The sequence below is a fragment of the Billgrantia sp. NRB1 genome, assembly GCF_056921725.1.
Genome location: NZ_CM167783.1, coordinates 3,020,850 through 3,043,527 on the forward strand (window position 1 = coordinate 3,020,850; position 22,678 = coordinate 3,043,527).

18 protein-coding genes are annotated in these 22,678 nt (G+C 68.3%); 4 read left to right on the plus strand and 14 right to left on the minus strand.

The annotated features are described in order from the left end of the window. The first annotated feature begins 1 nt into the window (after position 1). Positions 2-3,124: an efflux RND transporter permease subunit gene (locus ACZIYR_RS13730; RefSeq protein WP_483527065.1), complete on the plus strand. Its 3,123-nt coding sequence runs from the start codon at positions 2-4 to the stop codon at positions 3,122-3,124. Positions 3,125-3,133: 9 nt separating this feature from the next. On the opposite strand, the gene rsd is transcribed toward ACZIYR_RS13730, so the two are convergent. The 9 genes from rsd to yrfG form a co-directional block, all read right to left on the minus strand. Continuing rightward, entirely contained in the window at positions 3,134-3,634 is a 501-nt protein-coding gene (gene rsd / locus ACZIYR_RS13735) for a sigma D regulator (RefSeq protein ID WP_473034279.1), read from the minus strand. A 275-nt stretch (positions 3,635-3,909) separates the two neighbouring features. Beyond that, on the minus strand, positions 3,910-4,449 hold the full coding sequence (locus tag ACZIYR_RS13740) for a disulfide bond formation protein B (protein WP_483527066.1): 540 nt from the start codon (positions 4,447-4,449) through the stop codon (positions 3,910-3,912). 2 nt (positions 4,450-4,451) lie between these two features. Then, complete coding sequence (gene gshA / locus ACZIYR_RS13745; protein ID WP_483527067.1) at positions 4,452-6,074, minus strand: glutamate--cysteine ligase; 1,623 nt, start codon at positions 6,072-6,074, stop codon at positions 4,452-4,454. Between the two features lie 381 nt (positions 6,075-6,455). Beyond that, positions 6,456-8,831 (minus strand): Tex family protein, encoded by a 2,376-nt coding sequence (locus ACZIYR_RS13750; protein WP_483527068.1) that lies wholly within the window; start codon positions 8,829-8,831, stop codon positions 6,456-6,458. A 503-nt stretch (positions 8,832-9,334) separates the two neighbouring features. Further along, entirely contained in the window at positions 9,335-9,832 is a 498-nt protein-coding gene (gene msrB, locus ACZIYR_RS13755) for a peptide-methionine (R)-S-oxide reductase MsrB (protein ID WP_473034282.1), read from the minus strand. Between the two features lie 124 nt (positions 9,833-9,956). Continuing rightward, positions 9,957-11,513 carry a phosphoenolpyruvate carboxykinase gene (locus tag ACZIYR_RS13760; protein ID WP_483527069.1) on the minus strand — a complete coding sequence of 519 codons (1,557 nt, stop codon included), beginning with the start codon at positions 11,511-11,513 and terminating at the stop codon, positions 9,957-9,959. A 277-nt stretch (positions 11,514-11,790) separates the two neighbouring features. After that, positions 11,791-12,666, minus strand: a complete 876-nt coding sequence (gene hslO, locus ACZIYR_RS13765) for an Hsp33 family molecular chaperone HslO (RefSeq protein ID WP_473034283.1) — start codon at positions 12,664-12,666, stop codon at positions 11,791-11,793. A 234-nt stretch (positions 12,667-12,900) separates the two neighbouring features. After that, a complete protein-coding gene (gene hslR / locus ACZIYR_RS13770) occupies positions 12,901-13,287 on the minus strand; it encodes a ribosome-associated heat shock protein Hsp15 (RefSeq protein WP_483527070.1) in 387 nt (128 codons plus the stop codon). After that, positions 13,280-13,981, minus strand: coding sequence for a GMP/IMP nucleotidase (yrfG, locus tag ACZIYR_RS13775; protein WP_483527071.1), 702 nt, complete (start codon positions 13,979-13,981; stop codon positions 13,280-13,282). Before yrfG ends, hslR begins: the two co-directional genes overlap by 8 nt. An 80-nt stretch (positions 13,982-14,061) precedes the next feature. Here yrfG and nudE point away from each other — a divergent pair, with 80 nt between their 5' ends. Further along, the gene (gene nudE, locus ACZIYR_RS13780; protein WP_483527072.1) at positions 14,062-14,649 is read left to right on the plus strand and encodes an ADP compounds hydrolase NudE; all 588 of its coding nucleotides are present in this window, start codon (positions 14,062-14,064) and stop codon (positions 14,647-14,649) included. 28 nt (positions 14,650-14,677) lie between these two features. Here nudE and ACZIYR_RS13785 read toward each other — a convergent pair whose 3' ends face one another. Both ACZIYR_RS13785 and ilvD read right to left on the minus strand, forming a co-directional pair. After that, entirely contained in the window at positions 14,678-15,763 is a 1,086-nt protein-coding gene (locus tag ACZIYR_RS13785) for an oxidoreductase (protein ID WP_483527073.1), read from the minus strand. Between the two features lie 57 nt (positions 15,764-15,820). After that, positions 15,821-17,665: a dihydroxy-acid dehydratase gene (ilvD, locus tag ACZIYR_RS13790; protein ID WP_473034287.1), complete on the minus strand. Its 1,845-nt coding sequence runs from the start codon at positions 17,663-17,665 to the stop codon at positions 15,821-15,823. A gap of 202 nt (positions 17,666-17,867) precedes the next feature. Between ilvD and ACZIYR_RS13795 the strand changes: the two genes are divergently transcribed. Continuing rightward, positions 17,868-18,293: a nucleotidyltransferase domain-containing protein gene (locus ACZIYR_RS13795; protein WP_473034288.1), complete on the plus strand. Its 426-nt coding sequence runs from the start codon at positions 17,868-17,870 to the stop codon at positions 18,291-18,293. Beyond that, positions 18,286-18,717, plus strand: coding sequence for a type VII toxin-antitoxin system HepT family RNase toxin (gene hepT, locus ACZIYR_RS13800; protein WP_483527074.1), 432 nt, complete (start codon positions 18,286-18,288; stop codon positions 18,715-18,717). The genes ACZIYR_RS13795 and hepT overlap by 8 nt, the downstream gene beginning before the upstream one ends. 35 nt (positions 18,718-18,752) lie before the next feature. Here hepT and ACZIYR_RS13805 read toward each other — a convergent pair whose 3' ends face one another. From ACZIYR_RS13805 to ACZIYR_RS13815, 3 genes are all read right to left on the minus strand, one after another. After that, the gene (locus ACZIYR_RS13805) at positions 18,753-19,301 is read right to left on the minus strand and encodes a hypothetical protein (RefSeq protein ID WP_473034289.1); all 549 of its coding nucleotides are present in this window, start codon (positions 19,299-19,301) and stop codon (positions 18,753-18,755) included. A gap of 459 nt (positions 19,302-19,760) precedes the next feature. Next, positions 19,761-21,566 (minus strand): TRAP transporter permease, encoded by a 1,806-nt coding sequence (locus ACZIYR_RS13810; RefSeq protein WP_483527075.1) that lies wholly within the window; start codon positions 21,564-21,566, stop codon positions 19,761-19,763. Between the two features lie 50 nt (positions 21,567-21,616). Beyond that, the gene (locus tag ACZIYR_RS13815; RefSeq protein WP_483527076.1) at positions 21,617-22,582 is read right to left on the minus strand and encodes a TAXI family TRAP transporter solute-binding subunit; all 966 of its coding nucleotides are present in this window, start codon (positions 22,580-22,582) and stop codon (positions 21,617-21,619) included. Positions 22,583-22,678: the final 96 nt, after the last annotated feature.

The following is a 22,678-nucleotide window of genomic DNA, read 5'->3' on the forward strand; positions in this document are numbered from 1 at the left end:
CATGCGCACCCTGATCGAAGCGGCGCTGGACCGTTCACGCACCACCCTGCTGCTTTTGGCCTCCCTGCTGCTGGCCGGCCTGGCCGCCTGGCAGGCGGTCCCCAAGGAGGCCAACCCGGACATCGCCATCCCCATCATCTACGTGTCGCTGGCCCTGGAGGGGGTGAGCCCGGAGGATGGTGAGCGTCTGCTGGTGCGCCCCATGGAGCAGGAGCTGCGCGCCATCGAGGGCGTGCGCAAGATGACCGCCCAGGCGAGCGAAGGCCACGCCGCCGTGACCCTGGAGTTCGACGCCGGCTTCGACCCGCGCCAGGCGCTGGCGGACGTGCGCGAGAAGGTCGACATCGCCAGCGCCTCGCTGCCCGACGAGGCCGAGGAACCCCGCGTCTTCGAGGTCAACGTGGGCCTCTTCCCAGTGCTCACCCTGGGACTCGCCGGCCCCCTGGAGGAGGCTCAGCGCCTGGCCGTCGCCCGCCGTCTGCAGGAGGAGATGGAGGGCATCGCCGAAGTGCTGGAGGTGGAGCTCGGCGGCGAGCGGGAGGAGCTGCTGGAGATCGTCATCGACCCCCAAGTGCTCGACGGCTACGGGGTCGACTTCGAAGAGCTCTTCGGCCTGATCAGCCGCAACAACCGCCTGGTGGCTGCCGGCAGCCTCGACACCGGCGCCGGGCGCACGCCGGTGAAGGTGCCCGGGGTGATCGACGCCCTGGACGATGTCCTGCAGATGCCAGTCAAGGTCGAGGGCGACCGGGTGGTGACCTTCGCCGAGGTGGCCTGGATTCGTCCCACCTTCAAGGACCCCGAAGGCTTTGCGCGGATCGACGGCGAGCCGGCCCTGGTGCTGGAGGTGGTCAAGCGCGCCGGTGCCAACCTCATCGCCACCGTGGAGGGAGTGCGCGCGGTGCTCGACGAGGCCGCACCGCTGCTGCCCGAGGGACTGACCATCACCACCATCATGGATCAGTCCGAGATGGTCGAGACCATGCTCGACGAGCTGCTCAACAACGTCATGACCGCGGTGGTGCTGGTACTGGTGGTGATCCTTGCCGTCATGGGGCTGCGCAGCGCCCTGATGGTGGGCCTGACCATTCCCGGCGCCTTTCTCACCGGCATCCTGCTGATCTGGGCGATCGGCTACACCCTCAATATCGTGGTGCTGTTCGCGCTGATCCTGGTGGCCGGCATGCTGGTGGACGGCGCCATCGTGGTCAGCGAGCTGGCCGACCGCCACCTGCGCGACGGCCAGCCGCCCCGCGAGGCGTGGATCAACGCCGCCGCGCGCATGAGCTGGCCGGTGATCGCCTCCACGGCGACCACCCTGGCGGTGTTCGTGCCGCTGCTGTTCTGGCCCGGGGTGGTGGGCGAGTTCATGAAGTACCTGCCGGCCACGGTGATCCTCTGCCTGCTGGCGTCCCTGGCCATGGCGCTGGTGTTCCTGCCCACCCTGGGCGGGGTGTTCAGCGCCCGCCGGCACCAGGGCGGCGAGCCCGGCAATCCGGTCAGCGCCGGCGGGCGCCTCTACCGGACGGCGCTGGCCCGGCTGCTGGCGTGGCCGGGCTATACCCTGCTGCTCGCCCTGCTGCTGATGGCACTGATCTACACCGGCTACGGCCGCTTCCACCACGGGGTGGAGTTCTTTCCCGAGGTGGATCCCGACAGCGCCCAGGTGCTGGTGCGCAGCCGGGGCGACTTCTCCGCCGTGGAGAAGGACGCCATGGTACGCCGGGTGGAGGCGCGACTGGCCGGCATGGGCGAGGTCGAGGCCCTCTACGCGCGCTCCTACGCCACCCCCGACGAGCAGCTCGGCAGCGACGTGATCGGCGTGGTGCAGTTCCAGCTGGTCGACTGGCACCAGCGGCGCCCGGCCCGGGCCATCATGGCCGAGATGGCCGAGCGCACCGCCGCGCTGCCGGGCATCGCCCTGGAGTTTCGTGAACAGGACATGGGACCGGGCGCGGGCAAGCCCATCGTGCTGGAGATCAGCGCGCCCACCGCCGAGCGCGCCGCGGCGGCGGTGGAAACGCTGCGCGATGCCATGGCCCGGCTGGGCGGCTTTCGCGATATCGAGGACAATCGCAGCCTGCCGGGGGTGGAGTGGCGACTGAACGTGGACCGCGAAGCGGCGGCCCGCCTGGGCGCCGACGTGGCCGCGGTGGGCAGCGCCGTGCAGCTGGTCACCACCGGCCTGCAGGTGGCCAGCTATCGTCCGCCCGAGGCCCGCGACGAGGTGGACATCCGCGTGCGCCTGCCCGAGGCCTGGCGCTCGCTGGACCAGCTCGGCCAGCTGACCCTCAACACGCCCCGCGGCCAGGTACCCGTCGCGCACTTCGCCAGCCTGGAGCCGGCCCCCCGGGTGGGCACACTGCACCGTATCGACGGGCGGCGCGCCATCACCCTGGAGGCCGACGTGGCCGAGGGCTACCGCCCGGACGAGCGGCTGCAGGCGCTGCTCGAAGCGCTCGGCGAGCCGCCCGAGGACGTGCTGGTCAACGTGGCCGGCGAGCAGGAGGAGCAGGACGAGGCCAGCCGCTTCCTGATCACCGCCTTCCTGGTGGCGGTGGCGCTGATGGCGATGATCCTGGTCACCCAGTTCAACAGCCTCTACCAGGCGGCGCTGGTGCTCTCGGCCATCGTCTTTTCCACCGCGGGAGTGCTGATGGGGCTGCTGATCAACGGCCAGCCGTTCGGCATCGTCATGGTGGGCATGGGGATCATCGCCCTGGCGGGCATCGTGGTGAACAACAATATCGTGCTGATCGACACCTACAACCAGCTGCGCCGCGAGGGGCTCGCCCCCGCTGCCGCGGCGCTGGAGGCCGGCGGCCTGCGGCTGCGCCCGGTGCTGCTCACCGCCATCACCACGGTGCTGGGACTGATGCCGATGGTGCTGGGCGTCAACGTCAATCTCTTCGCCCCTAGCCTGGGCATCGGCGCGCCCTCGACCCAGTGGTGGACCCAGCTCTCCAGCGCCATCGCCGGGGGCCTGGTCTTCGCCACCGGCCTGACCCTGCTGCTCACCCCCTGCATGCTGGTGCTGGGAGTGCCTAGAGGGGCGAGGAACGAGGGGCGAGGAGCAAGGGCCCAGGAACGAGGGCCCGGGCTGGATGAAGGAGATGGGATCTAAGGGATGACGTCAGGCGTGGGGCTGGGCGGCGCTGGACGAGGCGCCCGGGGTGTGGGCGGCATGCAGCCGGGCGATCAGCTGGTCCTCCAGGGCGAAGCGTTCGGTGAGCCCCTTGGCCAGGCGATCGAGCCAGGCCGGAAGGCGCGGCAGGTAGTGCTGGCAGCGCACCGGAGTGGAGTAGTCGGCATCGAAGGCGAGCACCAGCTCGGTGGACATGTCCAGGCGCTCGAGCAGCTTGTCGGCGATGCCCAGGGCGTCGTCGTCGTCGAAGGCGCGGGCCTCCTCGCGCAGCTGGGGATAGATCTCGAAGTGACCGGCGCTGATATAGTCCATCAGCAGCTCGCTGAAGCGGTCGATCTGCGCCTTGCCCACCGCCTCCAGCTCGGCATCGCAGGCCTCCTTGAGCTCCAGGAAGCTGACCAGCAGCTCACGACGCTCGTCGAGCCAGCGGTCGACCAGCTTGTGAACGCCTCCCCAGCGCTCCTGGGCCGTCTTGCAGTCTTCCAGCATGTACGCCTCCCTTGCGGCTATCGACCTGACCCCACCTCGGCAAGCCCTCAGGGTTCTCTCGCCGGGGAGTCTCAGACTCGCTCGTGGACGGTGTCGCTGTCAATCCTGAAACCGGCCTTCTCTGGGTTATCACCCGCTACCCCGTGGGAGGGAGCTTCAGCTCCGGTTCGACGCTTCGACGAAGCAGTGCGCAGCACTGCCAAGGCGGCAACCGCCAGGCGCCTGACGGCACCTTCGCCCGGCAGAGCCGGCCTCCCACACTGACCTGCCAGCGGCTAGGCAGAGTGTTGGGTGTCCTGGCGCCGCGGGCTCAGTGCCAGGCGTAGCAGGCCCAGCGGCACCAGGGCCAGCACCACGAAGCCGATCAGGGTCCAGCCGGGCAGCGAGATGCCGGCCAGCAGGAAATCGATCTCGGCGCACTCCCCGGAGCCGGAAAACACCATGGACACCACCTGGCGCAGCGGCAGGATCTCCATCATGTAGTCGAGCCCGGGGCCGCAGCTGGGCACCTGCTCCGGCGGCAGCGACTGCAGCCACAGGTGGCGCCAGGCCACGCCGATGCCGCCGAGCACCGCGACCAGCGACAGGCCGCCGTAGGCCGCCGCCCCCAGCCGTCCGGCGGGATTGTGGATGGCGGCGACCCCAAACACCGCCGCCGCCGCGAGGACGGCCACGCGCTGGAAGATGCACAGCGGGCAGGGGGCGAGCCCGGCGATATGCTCGAGACCCAGGGCCACGGCCATCATCAGCACGCAGAAGGCCAGGCCGGCCAAGCTCCACTGGCGAACGCTCATCCGCCGCAGTCTCGCCGTCATCGTCATGCCTCGCTGCCTCCCAGCCGCCGTGGCGCGATCCGGGGCTCCCGGGCGCGGTCAAAGTAGTCGCCAAGGAAGGCCTCGAAGCTCTGGGTATCCCCCGCCTCGATGTCGCGCTGCTGCTGATGGGAGGTCTGGGCCAGCTCGGCGAAGAGCGCCTCGCAGGCGGGGTCCATGGGCTCGCCAAGCAGCTGCTCGGCCTGCTCCCTGGCCAGCGCCAGCATGGCATCGACGAACTCCTCATCGCGCTCCTCGAGCCGCGCGAGCAGCCGCCCCGAGGGGGTCAGGGCAGGCTCCGCGAGGCTCGGCGCCAGGTCTGCCAGGGCCGCCGCGTGGGGCGCGCCCTCCTCCAGACGGTCGAGCAGCCCGGCCACTGCGGCCATCTCGTCGAAGATCTCGCCGCCCCAGTCGGCCACCGAGCGGCGCTGGCCGTCGTGGACCAGGCGCATGGTCGGGTCGCGGCCCCGCTCCACCACCCGCTGGCGGTTGTCGTCGAGGCGGTCGCACTCCTCGTCGGAGATCCAGGGGCTCTCCTTGAGCAGGCACCACATCAGGAAGGTATCGAGAAAGCGCATCCGCGATGCGTCGATGCCCAGGGTCAGGAAGGGGTCGAGGTCCAGACAGCGTACCTCGATGTACTCCACGCCGCGCGCCTCCAGCGCCTGGCTAGGGGTCTCGTCGTGGCGCATGACCCGCTTGGGGCGGATATCGCTGTAGTACTCGTTCTCGATCTGCAGGATATTGGCGTTGAGCTGGCGCCACTCCCCGTCGACTCGCACCCCCAGCGCCTCGTAGGCCGGCCACGGCGTGGAGATGGCGTGGCGCAGGGTCCCCACGTAGTTGGAGAGCGAGTTGAAGCAGATCTTGAGCTGCGCCTGGACCTTGTTCTGGTAGCCCAGGTCCGACATGCGCAGGCTGGTGGCGTAGGGCGAGACCAGGGTATCGCGGCCGTGGGCCTGGAGCTTGTCGGGCACCTCGCCGCTCGGCAGGAAGCTGCGGTCCAGCGCCGGCGAGGCGCCGAACAGGTAGAGCAGCAGCCAGCTGTGGCGGCGAAAGTTGCGAATCAGCCCGAAATAGCTGCCGGAGCGGTAGTCACTCATCGCCTCGCCGGTGGCCCCGTCCAGTTCGCGCAACAGCGACCAGAGCTCGTCGGGCAGCGAGACATTGTAGTGGGTGCCGGCGATGGCCTGCATGATGCGCCCGTAGCGCACGTCGAGCCCCTTGCGGTAGACGTGCTTCATGGTGCCCACGTTGGAGCTACCATAGTCGGCGATGGTCACGCTGTCGTTGCCGGCCAGCCGCGCCGGCATGCTGGCCGGCCAGATCAGCTCCTCGCCCAGGTGGCGGTAGCTGTAACGGTGCAGGTCGGCGAGAAAGGCCGCCGCATCCTCCGGCCGGCCGTAGACCGGGGTGATGTACTCCAGCAGCGCCTCCGAATAGTCGGTGGTGATATGCGGATGGGTCAGCTTGGAGCCGAAGGCGGCCGGATGCGGCGTCCCGGCGATACGGCCCGCCGGGTCGACGCGCAGCCCTTCCTTTTCCAGGCCGCGGCGCAGTCGACCAAAGCGACCTTCGGCGGCGGGCCCCTCGAGGCGCTTGATGAGGGAGGCGAGTGAATCGGACAAGTTGGTCACCCCTGTCTTGAAGAACGGTCGTGGACGCTGGCAAGCAGGCGTTTCACACTTCATGGCGGCGGACAGCGCCGGCACCGGGCATGCCCGAATTATGCCGCCCGCCGGCACCGAATCAAAGGTTAGCCGGCTATGTTTTGCCGCGATCCCACCGACATCGCCAGCCGCCCCTGTTCATTTTTGGTTCATCGCAGACTGGCGTGAACTTGCCCTGTGGGAGGGACGGTTCGACGCCTCGACTTCAGCTCGCGAAGTAGTGCGTAGCGCTACCCATGGGGCGCCTGCGGCGCCTTCGTCGAAGCGTCGAACCGCCGGCAGAGCCGGCCTCCCACCATAAAACCTGCCAGACATGTTCACGCTAAAGTGCGAAGAACCTCATTTTTTCTGCTTGGCTTTCAACAATGCCTCGCCCAGCGCCCCCAGCTGCCCGCCTGCCCCGGCGTCCTGCTTGGTCGCGCCACGCCGGCTCTGCTTACGCGCCGGCTTGCCACTGCCGCGACGCGAGGCGTCGCCGTCGCGCCGCGACCGGCCGCGGCCCCCCTCGCCGGCCTCGTCGTCGGGCTGGTCGTCCAGACGCATGGTGAGGCCGATGCGCGAGCGCTCCAGGTCCACGCTCATCACCTTGACCTTGACGATATCGCCCGCCTTGACCACCGAACGCGGGTCCTCGACGAAGGTGTTAGAGAGCGCCGAGATATGCACCAGGCCGTCCTGGTGCACGCCGATATCGACGAAGGCGCCGAAGTGGGTGACGTTGGTGACGCTGCCCTCGAGGATCATCCCCGGCTCCAGGTCCTTCAGGGTCTCGACCCCCTCGCGGAACTCGGCGGCCTTGAACTCGGGGCGCGGGTCGCGGCCCGGCTTGTCAAGCTCAGTGAGGATATCGCTGACGGTGGGCACGCCGAAGCGCTCGTCGGCGAACGCCTCCGGGCGGAGCGCCTTCAGGGTGGCGCTGTCGCCGATCAGGCCGGCGAGCGGCCGCCCGCTCTGCTCGGCGATGCGCTCCACCAGCGGGTAGGCCTCCGGGTGCACCGCGCTGGCGTCCAGCGGGTTGTCGCCGTTCATGATGCGCAGGAAACCGGCGCACTGCTCGAAGGTCTTGGGCCCGAGCCGGCTCACCTTCAGCAGCTGCTTGCGGCTGGCGAAGGGCCCCTCGGCGTTGCGCCGGGCGACGATGTTCTCGGCCAGCGCCGCATTGAGCCCGGCGACCCGCGAGAGCAGCGCACTGGAGGCGGTGTTCAGGTCCACGCCCACGGCGTTGACGCAGTCCTCGATCACCGCCTCCAGGCTCTTGGAGAGCTGCAGCTGGGAGACGTCGTGCTGGTACTGCCCTACGCCGATGGACTTGGGCTCGATCTTGACCAGCTCGGCCAGCGGGTCCTGCAGGCGCCGGGCGATGGAGACCGCGCCGCGCACCGTGACGTCCAGCTCCGGCAGCTCCCGGCTGGCGTACTCCGAGGCGGAGTAGACCGAGGCACCGGCCTCGCTGACCATCACCTTGGCAAGCGCTCGCTTCCCGGCAAAGAGCTTGACCAGCTCGCCGGCCAACTTGTCGGTCTCGCGGCTGGCGGTGCCGTTGCCCACGGCGATCAGCGCCACATCGTGGCGCTCCACCAGTTTGGCGAGCTCGGCCAGCGAGGCGTCCCAGGCGTTGCGGGGCGCATGGGGATAGATCGTGGTATGGGCGAGGAACTGGCCGGTGGCGTCCACCACCGCCACCTTGCAGCCGGTGCGCAGGCCCGGGTCGATGGCCAGCGTCGCCTTCTGCCCCGCCGGGGCGGCCAGCAGCAGGTCCTTGAGGTTGGCGGCGAAGACCTCGATGGCCTCGAGCTCGGCGCGCTCGCGCAGCCGCCCCATCAGCTCGGTCTCCAGGTGGGTGTAGAGCTTGACCCGCCAGGTCCAGCGCACCACGTCGCGAAGCCATTTGTCGGCGGCGCGCCCTTCGTCACGGATATCGAAGTGCCGGGCGATGGCCACCTGGGCCGGATGGATCGGCGCCTCCTCCTCGCCGGGCAGCCTGATGGCCAGCGTCAACACGCCCTCGTTGCGGCCGCGGAACATGGCCAGCGCCCGATGCGAGGGCACCTTGGCGAGCCGCTCGTCGTGCTCGAAGTAGTCGGAGAACTTGGCGCCCTCGCGCTCCTTGCCGGCGATCAGCCGGGCGCTGAGTTCGCCCTCCTGCCAGAGCCGCTCGCGCAGCTGCCCGACCAGCTCGGGGTCCTCGGCGAAACGTTCCATCAGGATCTGCCGCGCGCCGTCCAGCGCCGCCTTGGCGTCCTCCACGGCGGGGATATCGCCTTCCGCGGGCCGGAGGTACTTGGCCGCCTCGGCCTCGGGGTCCAGGGTGGGATCGGCCAGCAGCGCATCGGCCAGGGGCTCGAGCCCCGCCTCACGGGCGATCTGGGCCTTGGTGCGGCGCTTCTTCTTGTAGGGCAGGTAGAGGTCTTCCAGGCGCTGCTTGGTGTCGGCGGCCTGGATCTGTCCCTCGAGCTCCGGGGTCAGCTTGCCCTGCTCGTCGATGGCGGCGAGCACCGCGACGCGGCGCTCCTCCAGCTCGCGCAGGTAGCGCAGCCGCTCGTCGAGCTGGCGCAGCTGGCTATCATCGAGCGCGCCGGTGACTTCCTTGCGGTAGCGGGCGATGAAGGGCACGGTGGCGCCGCCGTCGAGCAGCTCGACCGTGGCCTGCACCTGCTGGGGACGAACGGCGAGCTCTTCGGCGAGGCGTGAAATGATCCGGGTCGTGGCGTCCATGACTTCCTTGGTGTTGCGGCAACGAAAGATCGCGCCAAGGTAGCATAAACGCCTCCTCGACGGCAGACGCTACTGCCGGGAGGCTGTCGCCTCTACAAGATTGACAAGGCCCACTGTTGGAGCGCTGGTTCCCATCGCGACCGGCGCCGGTAGGCGCCCTGGAGGAGGTCGCCGGCGCTGGCGCTGGCGCTGATCGGCCAGCGTGGGCAACATCGCCGGGAGACTGTCGCCTCCAGTCGCGATCTAAAGATGCTCCTACATTAGAGCATTGCGACCGTAGGAGCGCTGGTTCCCATCGCGACTGGCGCCGATAGGCGCCCTGGAGAAGGTCGCTGGCGCTGGCGCTGGCGCTGATCGGCCAGCGTGGGCAACATCGCCGGGAGGCCTGCGGCCTCCAGTCGCGATCTAAAGATGCTCCTACATTAGAGCATTGCGGCTGTAGGAGCGCTAGTTTCCATCGCGACCGGCGCCGATAGGCGCCCAATCCTGGTAGCACCGCCGCTTCACGCCGGCACGAAGGTGAGCGCCAGGCCATTGTTGCACCAGCGCAGGCCGGTGGGCTCGGGGCCGTCGCTGAACACATGGCCCTGGTGGCCGCCGCAGCGGGCGCAGTGGTACTCGGTGCGGGGCCAGATCATGCGGAAGTCGAGACGGCTCAGCAGATGGCCGGCGACATGGTCGTAGAAGCTCGGCCAGCCGGTACCCGAGTCGTATTTGGTGTCGCTGCGAAAGAGCAGCAGGTCGCAGCCGGCGCAGCGATACTCGCCGTCGCGCCACTCGTCGTCGAGCGGGCTGGAAAACGGCGGCTCGGTGCCGTGCTCGCGGAGAATCTCGAACTGCTCCGGGGTGAGTCGCTCGCGCCACTCGGCGGCGCTGAGCTCCAGGCGCTCGAGGCCCGGGGCCGGTGATAGGTCGAGCCGCGGGAAGCCGAACGAGACTCCCGGCAGCAGGGCCACCGCGCCGGTGGCGGCGGAGAGACCCAGAAAATGGCGGCGTTTCATCGGCGAACTCCTGGGGCCAGGCGGTCGGCGTGCGCCGGCGGCCTGCCAACGACAACGGGGGAGAGGCCAAGGCCCCTCCCCCGTTATGACCGCCAGCCGGTGCCGGCGGTTCGCCCCGGCGCGATCAGGTCAGGCTGGGGCCCGCCTTGACGATGGCGTCGCTCACGCCGTCGAACTTCTTGAAGTTCTCGACGAACTTGGCGGCCAGCTCCTTGAGCTGACGGTCGTAGGCGGCCTTGTCCTCCCAGGTCTCGCGGGGGTCGAGCAGGCGGGAGTCTACCCCCGGCACGGCCACCGGCACGGCCAGGTTGAGGCCCTCGATGCTCTGGGTCTCGACCTCGCGCAGCACGCCGGTCTGAATGGCGCTGATGATCGCCCGGGTGGTGGGAATGGAGAAGCGCGAACCGCCCTCGCCGTAGGCGCCGCCGGTCCAGCCGGTGTTGACCAGATACACCTGGGCATCCTTCTCGGCCACCCGCTTGATCAGCAGGTCGGCATACTCGCGGGCCGGGCGCGGGAAGAAGGGAGCGCCGAAGCAGGTAGAGAAGGTCGCCTCGAGGCCGGCGGAAGAGCCCATTTCGGTGGAGCCCACCTTGGCGGTGTAGCCGGAGAGGAAGTGGTAGGCGGCGGCTTCCTTGGAGAGCACCGACACCGGCGGCAGCACGCCGCTCATGTCGCAGGTCAGGAAGATGATGGCGTTGGGCTCGCCGGCGCGATTCTCCGCTACGCGCTTCTCGACGTGCTCCAGCGGGTAGGCGGCCCGGGAGTTCTGGGTCAGGCTGTCGTCCGCGTAGTCGGGCTCGCGACGGTCGTCGAGCACTACGTTCTCCAGCACGGTGCCAAACTTGATCGCCTTCCAGATGATCGGCTCGTTCTTTTCGGAGAGATCGATGCACTTGGCGTAGCAGCCGCCCTCGATGTTGAACACCGTGCCCGGCCCCCAGCCGTGCTCATCATCGCCGATCAGGTAGCGCGCCGGGTCGGCGGAGAGCGTGGTCTTGCCGGTGCCCGAAAGACCGAAAAACAGCGTGGTCTCGCCGTCCTCGCCCACGTTGGCCGAGCAGTGCATGGGCAGCACATCGGCCTCGGGCAGCAGGAAGTTCTGCACCGAGAACATGGCCTTCTTCATCTCGCCGGCGTAGCGCATCCCGGCGATCAGCACCTTCTTCTGGGCGAAGTTTATGATCACGGTGCCGTCGGTGTTGGTGCCGTCGCGATCCGGATCGCACTGGAAGCCGGCGGCGTTGAGAATGGTCCACTCGTCCTTGGCCGCCGCATTGTAGGCCTCGGGGCGCACGAACATGGTGCGGCCGAAGAGGTTCTGCCAGGCGGTCTCGGTGGTGACCCGCACCGGCAGGTAGTGAACCGGGTCGCTGCCCACATGCAGCTCGGAAACGAAATGCTCGCCGCTACCCAGGTGCTCCTCGACGCGCCCCCAGAGGGCATCGAACTTGTCGGCATCGAAGGGGCGGTTGACGCTGCCCCAGTCGATCTGGGCGCTGGTGGACGGCTCGTCGACGATGAAACGGTCCTTGGGGGAGCGCCCGGTGCGCTCGCCGGTCTTCACCACCAGGGCGCCATTGGCGGCCAGGCGGCCTTCACCGCGCGCCACCGCACGCTCGATGAGCTCGGCGCTGCTGAGATTGACGTGGGCTTGAGGAGCGGCTTGGGTTGTGGTCATGTCGATTCCTGGGCCTTGCGGCCGGTTCTCTCTCGTGGGCCAGGCGTCCGTAACGCCATTGCAGTGAGGGTTCCGATCAGCCCGGGCGGGTCTTGCCGTCTTGTGGTCGGCTAATCGGCCTGAAAGCGGCGCCATTATGGCAAAAAGCGTCGCGGCGGGAAACGCTGCCGTTGGCCGAAGATCATGTAGTTTTACTACTACATGCCGACTACATCGCGACAGGTTGCCGCACCCGCCCTTGTGCATTGCAGCATGACAGGGCGGGCGTAGCGGGGGATCAGTGAAGGGTCGGCGGCTGAGCGCCGTCGCCGGCCAGCAGGGCCTCGACTTCCGGCGGTTCGAAGCGGTAGTGGGTGTGGCAGAAGTGGCACTGGGTCTCGATGGCACCCCGTTCGGCGAGGATCTCGCGCAGCTCGTCTGCCCCCAGGCTGACCAGGGCGTTGGCCAGGCGTTCCCGGGAACAGCTGCAGCCGAAGCGCAGCGCCTTGGGGTCGAACACCCGTACTGTCTCCTCGTGGTAGAGGCGGCGCAGCACCTCGAGGGGCGCAAGGCCCAGCAGCTCCTCGCGCTTGATGGTATCGGCCAGGTGCACGGTGCGGCCCCAGGCATCACGGTCCTGGTTCTGCGACTCATCGGGCAGGCGCTGCAGCAGCAGCCCACCGGCGCGCTCACCGTCGGCCTCGAGCCACAGCCGGGTGGGCAGCTGCTCGGACTGGGCGAAGTAGGCCTCCAGGCAGCCGGCCAGGCTGTCGTGGTCCAGCGCCACGATACCCTGGTAGCGGTTGCCCTCGCGGGGGTCCAGGGTGATCACGATCTGGCCGTCGCCGAGCAGGTCGCGAAAGCCGGCACCCTCGTCGGGCATGGGAGCGTCCTCGGCCAGACGCGCGATGGCGCGCAGCTCGCCGCCGGGATTGGACTCGGCCATCAGCAGCGCCAGCGCCCCCTGCCCGCGCACCTCGAGGCTGAGAATGCCGTCGAGCTTCACCGTGTCGGTGAGCAGCGCCACCGCGGCGAGCAGCTCGCCGAGCAGGCGATTGACCGCCGGAGGATAGGCGTGGCGGTCGAGCACCTCTCGGTAGGCCCGCTCGAGGGTGACGATCTCGCCGCGCACGTTGGTGTCGTCGAAAAGGAAACGTTGGATCTGGTCGGTCATGTCGTGAGTTACCAACTGAGTGTATAGGTGCAGGCGCCAGGTTCGGGCAGCGCTGCGCGCTGCTTCGCGCGATAAATCGCCCTCCCACGGGACGAGTCACCGATGCAGCAAGCCAGTGTGGGAGGCCGCGGTTCGACGTCTCGACGCTTCCGGCGGTTCGGCGGTTCGGCGGTTCGGCGGTTCGACGCTTCGGCGAAGGCGACGCAAGCGCCAAAAGAAGGCCATCCGTGTAGGCTAGTCCTCGCCGCTCTCTTTGAATCGCCGGATATCGCGGCGCTGCTTCTTGTCGGGGCGCTTGAGCGGGTGCTGCATCGCCTGCTGGGTCAGCCTGCGCCCCTCGGCCTCTCGGTTGCGTCGTTCGACGCTTTCGGGGGTTTCGCGGTAGAGCTCGCGGGCCTCGGGAGCGCCGCGGCGCTGGTCGGAGAGCGCCACCACCTCCACCTCCCAGACGTCCCAGCCCTGGGGCACGCGAACGATAGCGCCCACCTCGACGCCCTTGCTGGTCTTGGCCCGGGCGCCGTTGTAGTGCACCTTGCCGCCCTCGATGGCCTTCTTGGCCAGGGCGCGGGTCTTGAAGAAGCGCGCCGCCCATAGCCACTTGTCGAGCCTGACGCTACTCATCGGCGCCCTCCCGTGGCGTCTCCCGGCGCATCTCGGCGGGCAGCTCCCCGGGCAGGAGTGCGGCGAAGCGATCCAGAGCGATGAACGCCTCGAGCTCCTTCTCCGGCCGGGTGCTGTCGGGCTGCTTGATGCCCAGCAGATGGCGCACGCCGTATTCGCGGGCGCTCTCCAACACCTCGGGATTGTCATCGATGAAGAGGGTGCGCGCCGGATCGAAGGGCTCCACTTCCTGCAGCGCGAACCAGAACTCCTGAGCTTCCTTGGGCACCCCCAGGTCCGCCGAGGAGACGATGGCATCCAGGTACTCCTCGAGGCCGGTGAGCGGCAGCTTGAGTTCCAGGCTCTCGCGGTCGGCGTTAGTGGCCAGCACCACCCGCGGATGGGCATGCCTGAGCCACCGGAGAAAATCCAGGGCGTCGCCGCGCAGGCCGATCAGGTGCTGCACCTCGCGCTTGAGGGCGAGAATGTCGACCCCCAGCTCACGGCTCCAGTAGGCCAGGCTGTACCAGTTGAGGGTGCCCTTCTCGCGGATGATCCGCGAGCGCACCGTCTCCTGGGTGGCCTCGTCCAGGCGGTGCAGCTCCACGTAGCGACGCGGCAGGTGTTCCAGCCAGAAGTGGCTGTCGAAGTGCAGGTCCAGCAGGGTGCCGTCCATGTCCAGCAGAACGGTGTCGATGGCGCGCCAGTCGATCATCGCGGCTCCGGGTGGCATCGGGTCAAGGGGAAGGCATGCTATTGTACCAGCCAGCCCTGTCACGCCGAAATGGAGTTCCCATGCCCGATTCCCAGTGGCCGCCGAAACCCCGGGTGCTGTCCTGCCAGTCGGTGGCCAGAAGCCGCCTCTTTCATGTCGAGTCGCTGGAGCTGCGCTTTTCCAACGGCGCCGAGCGCACCTTCGAGCGGCTGACCGGCAGCGACCAGGGTGCGGTGATGATCGTCGCCATGCCCGACCCGGAGCATGTGCTGCTGATCCGCGAGTACGCCGCCGGCTTCGAGGACTATGTGCTGACCCTGCCCAAGGGGCTCATCGACCCGGGGGAGGACATCGTCAGTGCCGCCAACCGCGAGCTGATGGAGGAGTGCGGCTTCGGCGCCGAGCGCATCGAGCCGCTGGTGGAACTGTCGCTGGCCCCCAACTACATGCGCCACCGCATGCAGGTGCTGCTTGCCACCGAGCTCTACCCCAGGCGCCTGCCCGGCGACGAGCCGGAGCCCCTGATCGTCGAGACCCACGCCCTGGAGGAACTTCCCTCGCTGCTGCTGCGAGAGGATTTCCACGAGGCGCGGGCCATCGCCGCGCTCTATATCGCCCGAGACACCCTGCGCCAGCGCCAGGAGGCGGATATCCCGCCGAGCTGGTAGCCATTCCGCGCCTGTCATCAGCGAGGGCTCAGTGGCCGTGCAGGCGCCGCCGGCCGCCCCCCTCCTTGAGCCGAATCCAGCGCCCCTGGCGGTAGCTGTCGAGCCCCGCCTCGAGCAGGGTCATGACCGCCAGGGCCTCGTCCAGGGTCACCGGCGGGGGCGCTAGGCCTGCCAGCGCATCGAAGATGCCGGCATAGAAGGCCGGATAGTCGCCCGCCGGGGCGGGATAGTCCCGGGAGACCAGGGCCACGCTGTCCTCCTCGCCCTGGTTGACGGTCAGCGTGCCCGGGCGCTCGTCGATGCCCCAGCCCGGCGTCGGCCGGCGGCCCTCTTTCAGCCACGCTTCCTGGGGATCACCACTGTACTTGACGAAGCTGCCCCGGGTCCCATGCAGCACCGCCCGGGGCGTGGCCTCGGCCACCAGCGAGCTGGCCTGCAGGCTGACCCTCAGGCCGTCATACTCCAGCAGCGCCAGGAAGTCGTCATCCACTTCGGCGCCATCGCGCACCGTGGCCAGCTCCAGCAGGATCGCCCGGGGCATGCCGAACAGCTGCAGGACCTGATCCAGCAGGTGGGGCGCCAGGTCGTACCAGATGCCGCTGCCGGGGCGATGTCGGTCGCGCCAGCGGTCGCTGACCGAGGGGCGGAAACGGTCGAAACGCAGCGCCAAGGAAACCGGCCGCCCGAGGCTGCCGGCCTTCAACACCGCTTGCAGGGCCAGGAAGTCGCTGTCCCAGCGGCGATTGTGGAAGACGCTGACGACCCGCTCGGCCTTCTCCGCCTGGGCCTTGAGCAGCCGCGCCTCGGAGAGGGTCACGGTGACGGGCTTGTCGATCACCAGGTGCTTGCCGGCCGCCAGCGCCGCCTTGGCCAGCGGAAAGTGGGTGTCGTTGGGCGTGGCGATCACCACCAGGTCGATATCGCGCCGGGCGAACAGCGCCGCCGCCTTGGGCAGCACCGCCACCTCGGGCAGTGCCGCCTCGACGTCATCGGGTCGGCTGCTGACCACCGCCAGGAGCTCGAGCCCCTCGGTCGCCTGAATCAGCGGCGCGTGAAAGGTCCGGCCGGCACTGCCGAAACCGACCAGGCCAACGCCGTAGCTGTGCTTGATCATGGACAACGCATCCCTGCCAGGTCGCGAAGCGCCGGGGCCCCGGCGCTTCGCCGTGACTCAATCGAGCTTGGAGAGATCGCGCACCGCGCCCTTGTCGGCCGAGGTGGCCAGCAGCGCATAGGCCTTGAGCGCCGGAGAGACCTTGCGGTCGCGCTGGATGCTTGGCTTCCAGGCGGCCGCCCCCTTCGCCTCCTCCGCCTCGCGGCGCGCGGCGAGCTCGGCGTCGCTGAGCTTGACGTTGATCGCCCGGTTGGGAATATCGATCTGGATGATATCGCCGCTCTCCACCAGGCCGATGGCGCCGCCCGCCGCGGCCTCCGGCGAGACGTGGCCGATGGAGAGCCCCGAGGTGCCCCCGGAGAAGCGCCCGTCGGTGAGCAGCGCGCACGCCTTGCCGAGGCCCTTGGATTTCAGATAGCTGGTGGGATAGAGCATCTCCTGCATACCCGGGCCGCCCTTGGGCCCTTCGTAGCGGATGATGACCACCTCGCCCTCCTTCACCTGGCCAGTGAGGATATGCTCCACGGCCTGGTCCTGGGACTCCACCACATGGGCCGGCCCCTCGAAGACCAGGATGGAGTCGTCGACGCCGGCGGTCTTCACCACGCAGCCGTCCACGGCGATATTGCCCTGGAGCACCGCCAGGCCACCCTCCCGGGAGAAGGCGTGGGCCAGGTCGCGGATGCAGCCGCTGGCGCGGTCGCCGTCCAGGCTCGGCCAGCGGGCGCTCTGGGAGAAGGCCACCTGGGTCGGCACCCCGCCGGGGCCGGCGCGGTAGAACTCCACCACCTCGGGGCTGGGGCTGCGCATGATGTCCCACTCGTCGAGCGCCTGCGCGAGACTGTCACCGTAGACGGTGGGCACCCGGGTATCCAGCACCCCGGCGCGGTCGAGCTCGCCGAGGATCGCCATGATCCCGCCGGCGCGATGCACGTCCTCGATATGGTACTGCTGGGTATTGGGGGCCACCTTGCAGAGCTGCGGCACCTCCCGGGAGAGGCGATCGATGTCGGCCATGGTGAAGTCGACCTCGGCCTCCTGGGCGGCGGCCAGCAGGTGCAGAATGGTGTTGGTGGAGCCGCCCATGGCGATGTCCAGGGTCATGGCGTTCTTGAACGCCGCCTTGGCGCCGATGGCGCGGGGCAGCAGGTGGGCCTCGTCGCCTTCGTAGTAGCGCTTGGCCAGCTCGACGATGCGGTGGCCGGCGTTCTCGAACAGGCGGCGGCGGTCGGCGTGGGTGGCCACCACGGTGCCGTTGCCCGGCAGCGCCAGGCCCAGCGCCTCCATCAGGCAGTTCATGGAGTTGGCGGTGAACATGCCGGAGCAGCTGCCGCAGGTGGGGCAGGCGCTGCGCTCCACTTCCGCCAGGGTCTCGTCGTCGACGCTGTCGTCGGTGGCCATGACGATGGCGTCCACCAGGTCGAGGCCATGGTCGAGCAGCTTGGTCTTGCCCGCCTCCATGGGCCCGCCGGAGACGAAGATCACCGGAATATTGAGGCGCATGGCGGCGTTGAGCATCCCGGGGGTGATCTTGTCGCAGTTGGAGATGCACACCAGGGCGTCGGCGCAGTGGGCGTTGACCATGTACTCGACGCTGTCGGCGATCAGGTCGCGGCTGGGCAGCGAGTAGAGCATGCCGTCGTGGCCCATGGCGATGCCGTCATCCACGGCGATGGTGTTGAACTCCTTGGCCACTCCGCCGGCCTTCTCGATCTCGCGGGCCACCAGCTGCCCCATGTCCTTCAGGTGCACGTGCCCGGGCACGAACTGGGTGAAGGAGTTGGCCACGGCGATGATCGGCTTGTGGAAGTCGTCATCCTTCATGCCGGTGGCGCGCCACAGGGCGCGGGCGCCGGCCATGTTGCGGCCGGCGGTGGTGGTGCGGGAACGATACTCGGGCATGGTGTCCTCTTATGCTCAGTCACGCCGTTTTCGGCCATTCGCGATGGCGCACGGTCTGGGTGTCCAGGTTGGCCATAGATTCTGGCATGGGGCCGGCCGTCAGGCCAGGCCCTGAGCTGGACGTCTTGCACCTCGAGACGGCTGGCAGGAAGATAGTCCGTAGCCTTCACGGCGCCGCAACCTTATCCAGGAGAAAGCCGCCATGCCATCTGCCGCAGTTGACGAAGATGCGAAGCAAGCGGTCATGCTGGAAGCCATCGTGTCTCTGGCACGCGAGCGCGAAGACCTGGCGGCCATTTGGCTCTATGGCTCAAGAGCACGCGGGGAGCACCAACCATACAGCGACTATGACCTGGCCGTTGCCTTTACTTCCTGGATCACAGACCCGCTCGAGCGGCGTCTTCGCCCCGAACTGCTGGCGCTGGAGTGGCAACGCGCGCTGGGCCTGGAAGAGCATATGTTAAGCGTGGTGGACCTGGCGATCGCCCCCATTCCCCTGGGTTGGAGCATCCTCAGCCAGGGCGCGCTGCTGGCAGACTTCCATCGGGAGATCAGAATGCGCCAGGAATCCCGCATTCTTTCTCGCTGGGAGATCGACTACCTTCATCCGGAGGGCATCCATGCCTGACAGCTCGCCCCAAAGCGCCTACCTGCTCGCCCAACGCCAACACCTTGCCGAGTGTGCACAGGATCTCGCCGACCTCAGGACGATTCTGCAACAGCGGCAGTGGAGCCGACTGGAGCGACATGCCGCCGAGCGCACCCTGCAAATCCTGATCGAAGCCTGCATCGGCCTGGCCAAGCACTGGGCACGAAGCGAAACGGGGATGGTCTGCCGGGATGCCGTTACCGGCTTCGAGCGGCTAAGGGACGCCGGCAAGGTCGATAGCGACATGCCATGGCGCAAGATCATCGGACTTCGCAACGTCCTGGTGCATGACTATCTGGATGTCGATCCTGAGATCGTGAAGAGCGTGATCGACCATCAGCATTACCGCACGATGATCGATTTCGGTCATCAGGCCCTGGCAGCGCTCGAACGGGGCGAGTAGCCCCGGCTCAACCAGGCTGAAGGGCCTCGAGCGACTCAAGGCAGCACCAGCGGGCTCTCCTCGGGCAGCGGCTCTCTGCCGTACACCACCCAGACGTCCAGCGCCGGGCCCAGGTCGGCGATCAGGCGTAGCGTATCGGGGTGGGCTTCAAGCGTTTGCCGGGCGCAGATGCCCGCCTCGAAGCGACCGTCCAGCAGCCCTTCGGCCACCCCCACGGTAGTGGGCACGTCGATCTCCTCATCGTAGCCGGAGAGGTCGGTGTAGTAGCGGGTGGCCGGCTGGCGCGCCACCCGACGCGGCTCGGCGATCTCACGGCGCGCCAGCAGCGCCAGCGGGTGGCTGCCGGCCACGAAGGTATCCACCGGAAACGCCCGATGCATGTAGCGGCCCACGCAGTCGGCATGGCTGAAGTGGGCAGTGCACTGCAGCACGCGGTCCACCTCGCCGGCCACCAGCGCCGCGAAGGCGGCCGGAAAGTCGTCGATCAGCCGTATCTCGGCATCGGCGAGGCCGCGGGCCTCGAGGTAGCGGCCCAGCACCAGTACGTGGTTGTTGCCCTCGGGGCCCAGCGTGGCAAAGATCATCACTCTTCTCCTTAGAACTCTCGTTGCGGCCTCCGCCAGGGCGCCTGACGGCGCCTTCGCCCGATGAATCGGCCTCCCACACTGTGTGGGCGACTGGAGGCGACAGCCTCCCGGCGGTGTTGCCTGCGCTGGCGATCACCGCCAGCGCCGGTGACCTCCTCCAGGGCGCCTGCCGGCGCCAGTCGCGATGCGGAGCAGCGCTCCTACAGACGCAAGCCTCTGATGTAGGAGCATCTTCAGATCGCGACTGGAGGCCGCAGGCCTCCCGGCGGTGTTGCCCGCGCTGGCGATCACCGCCAGCGCCGGTGACCTCCTCCAGGGCGCCTGCCGGCGCCAGTCGCGACGCGGAGCGGCGCTCCTACAGACGCAAGCCTCTGATGTAGGAGCATCTTTAGATCGCGACTGGAGGCCGCAGGCCTCCCGGCGGTGTTGCCAAGGTTGGCAATCACCGCGTGCTTCCTACACCGCGAAGATCACCAGCGCTCCGACCACGATCAGCAGCAGTCGCAGCCAGGCCGCCCGGCGGGCGATCACCCCGAAGGAGATGGCCGCCAGCCCCACCGCGATCTTGACCGCATTGAGCACGGCACTGCCGGGGTCGAAGGCCAGTCGAATGATGTCGGGGTTGGCGACCATGGCCAGCGGAATGATATAGAGCCCAATGCCCAGCGCCATGGCCTTCATGGCTACCTTGAGCCAGTTCTCGCCGACCATGCCGGCGGCGATGAAGACCCCACCGCACACCGGTGGCGTGATGGTCGAGAGCAGCGCGAACCAGAACACGAAGAGGTGGGCCAGCAGCGGCTCCAGCCCCAGCGCGGTGAGTGCCGGACCTGCCACCGAGACGCAGATCACGTAGGCCGCCGTGGTCGGCACCTCCATGCCCAGGATCAGGCAGGCCAGCGCCGTGAGCAGCAGCGCCGGCCACAGCATGTCGTTGGAAAGGGCCAGGATGCCCGAGGTGATCTTGACTCCCAAGCCGGTCAGCGACAGCACCCCGATCACCAGCGAGGCGCAGATGATGATGGAGCCGATCACCGCCACCTGACGCCCCGCTGTCACCAGCGCCGTGGCCAGGCGTGAGGCGAAGCCGCGCAGGGAGAAGGTCAGCGTCACGTCGAAGAACAGCAGCGCCAGGCCGGCGAAGACCGCGAGACTGGCGGCGAACTGTGGCGTATAGCCGCCCAGGAAGATGCGCTCCAACAGGATCACAAAGGGGATCGCAAAGAACAGCGAGGTGATCAGCACCTCGCGTCCCGAGGGGCGATCCTCCTCGGGCATGGGCTTGAGGTCATGACGGGTAGCGTAGGCGTTGATCCCCACCCAGACGGTGGCGAAGTAGAGAATCGCCGGCAGCATCGCCGCCGCCATGATCTGGGTATAGGGCGTACCGGTCAGCTCGACCATCACGAAGGCGCCTGCCCCCATCAACGGCGGCATGATCTGTCCGCCGGAAGAGGCCACGGCCTCGACCCCGCCGGCCATGGCGCGCGGATAGCCCAGGCGGACCATGGAGGGAATGGTGATCGCCCCGGTGGACGCCACGTTGGCCGATGCCGACCCCGAAATGGACCCCATCAGCGCCGAAGAGATGACCGACACCTTGGCCGCGCCGCCGGTGAGCCGCCCCGCCACGGCACCGGCCATGTTCATGAAGCCGCGCCCCGCCTCCCCGGCGTTGAGCACCGCGCCGAAGATCACGAAGATCGCCACCACGCCAACGCTGACGCCGGTGAGCGAGCCCCACAGCCCTCCCTCGGCAATGGTCAGGGTACCCACGAAGCTCTGCATGGGCATCCCGGGATGGCCAAACTGGCCGGGGATGTGCATGCCGAACACCCCGTACAGCAGGGCGCACAGCGCCACGGTGGGCAGCGGCCAGCCGATCGCCCGGCGCGCCGTCTCCAGCGCCAGGCCGATCAAGAAGACCCCTACGGCCATCTGAAAATGGGTATCGATGAAGCCGAACTGGTTGGCCAGCGCCTCTTCGTTAAAGGCGATATAGCCGCAGGCGGCCACGCCCAGGACGGTGAGCACCCAGCCGCTCCAGCGCTCGAAGCGCGTCCGCGCCAGCAGGATCAGGATCCAGGGCAGCGCCAGGGCCATATGGATGGGACGGCTGACCAGCGCCGGGGTCAGGCCGTAGAAGATCAAGCCAAGATGGAAGATGACGCTAATCGCCCCCAGCACCACCCAGGCCGAGTGCAGGCGCGACGCCTCGGCGTCGTCGGCCCTGGCCGACGACGGGGAAGAGATGACAGACATTCGGACTCCGTTACAGGTCCGGGCCCCTGGGGCGGGGCCCGGTTGAGGCATCAGCGCAGCGCGTCGGGAACGTCGATACCGGCCTCATCGTAGTAGCGCACCGCCCCCGGATGCAGGGTGCCGGCGATGTTGCCGATCATGTCGTGGGTGATGCTGCCCCACCAGGCGGTTTCCTCGGCCATGGCGTCGCGGCGCTCCCAGAAAGTCTTGGTCAAGGTGTAGGCGGTCTCGTCATCCATGCCGGTGGTGGTGTAGGCGATCACCGGCAGCGAGGTGGTCTCGACGTCCTGGTCGATGCCCGAGTAGGTGCCGGCCGGAATCGTCTGGCGGGCCGCCCCCGTCGCCTCGATCTGCTCGTCGGTCAGGCTGACCAGGCTGATGGGCATGCTGGCGGCCGTCTCGATGACGTTGGGCGTGGGAAAGGAGCTGGCGGTCACGAAGGCATCGATCTGGCCATTCTTGAGCGCATCGGGGCCGCTGCCGATGCCGGCGCTGGCGATACGCACCCGATCCATCATGTCGAACAGCTCGAGATAGCGCTCCGCCTCGCGGGCACCGAAGGTCCCACGGCCGATCAGGATATGCTTGTCTTCGAGCGCCTCCAGGCCGATCACCCCTTCGTCACCCGCCGCCACGAAGTGCATGGTGATCGCCGGGATCGGGAAGAGGCCGCGGATCTCCTGGAAGCGCGGGCTCTGGCGCTCGGCGAAGGCGCCCTCCCCCTCCAAGGCTTGCGTGACCAGCCCCGGCGGCGTGGTGAAGACGTAGTTGCCCTGGCGCGCCATGACCTCCATGACGTTTTGCACCGAGCCCTGACTCTCTTCCAGGGTCACCACGATCTCGCCGTCGCTACCGCGGCGAATCGCTTCGGAGAGCTCGACCCCCATCTGGTAGTAGGCGGTCCCCGCGGAAGCGGACTTGTAGGTGACGCGGGTCTCGGCCTGGGCCTGGAACGCCGTTGCGCCCATCACGAGCGCGGCCACGGTCGCCAGCAGCGGGCGGGTGAACTGAGGCATGTCGATCTCCAATAGTGTCCATTAATGCGTTTGATGGTGATTGTTATCAGTGATGATCACCAAAACACTATAATGCCGATTTTCTGGACGAGGAAC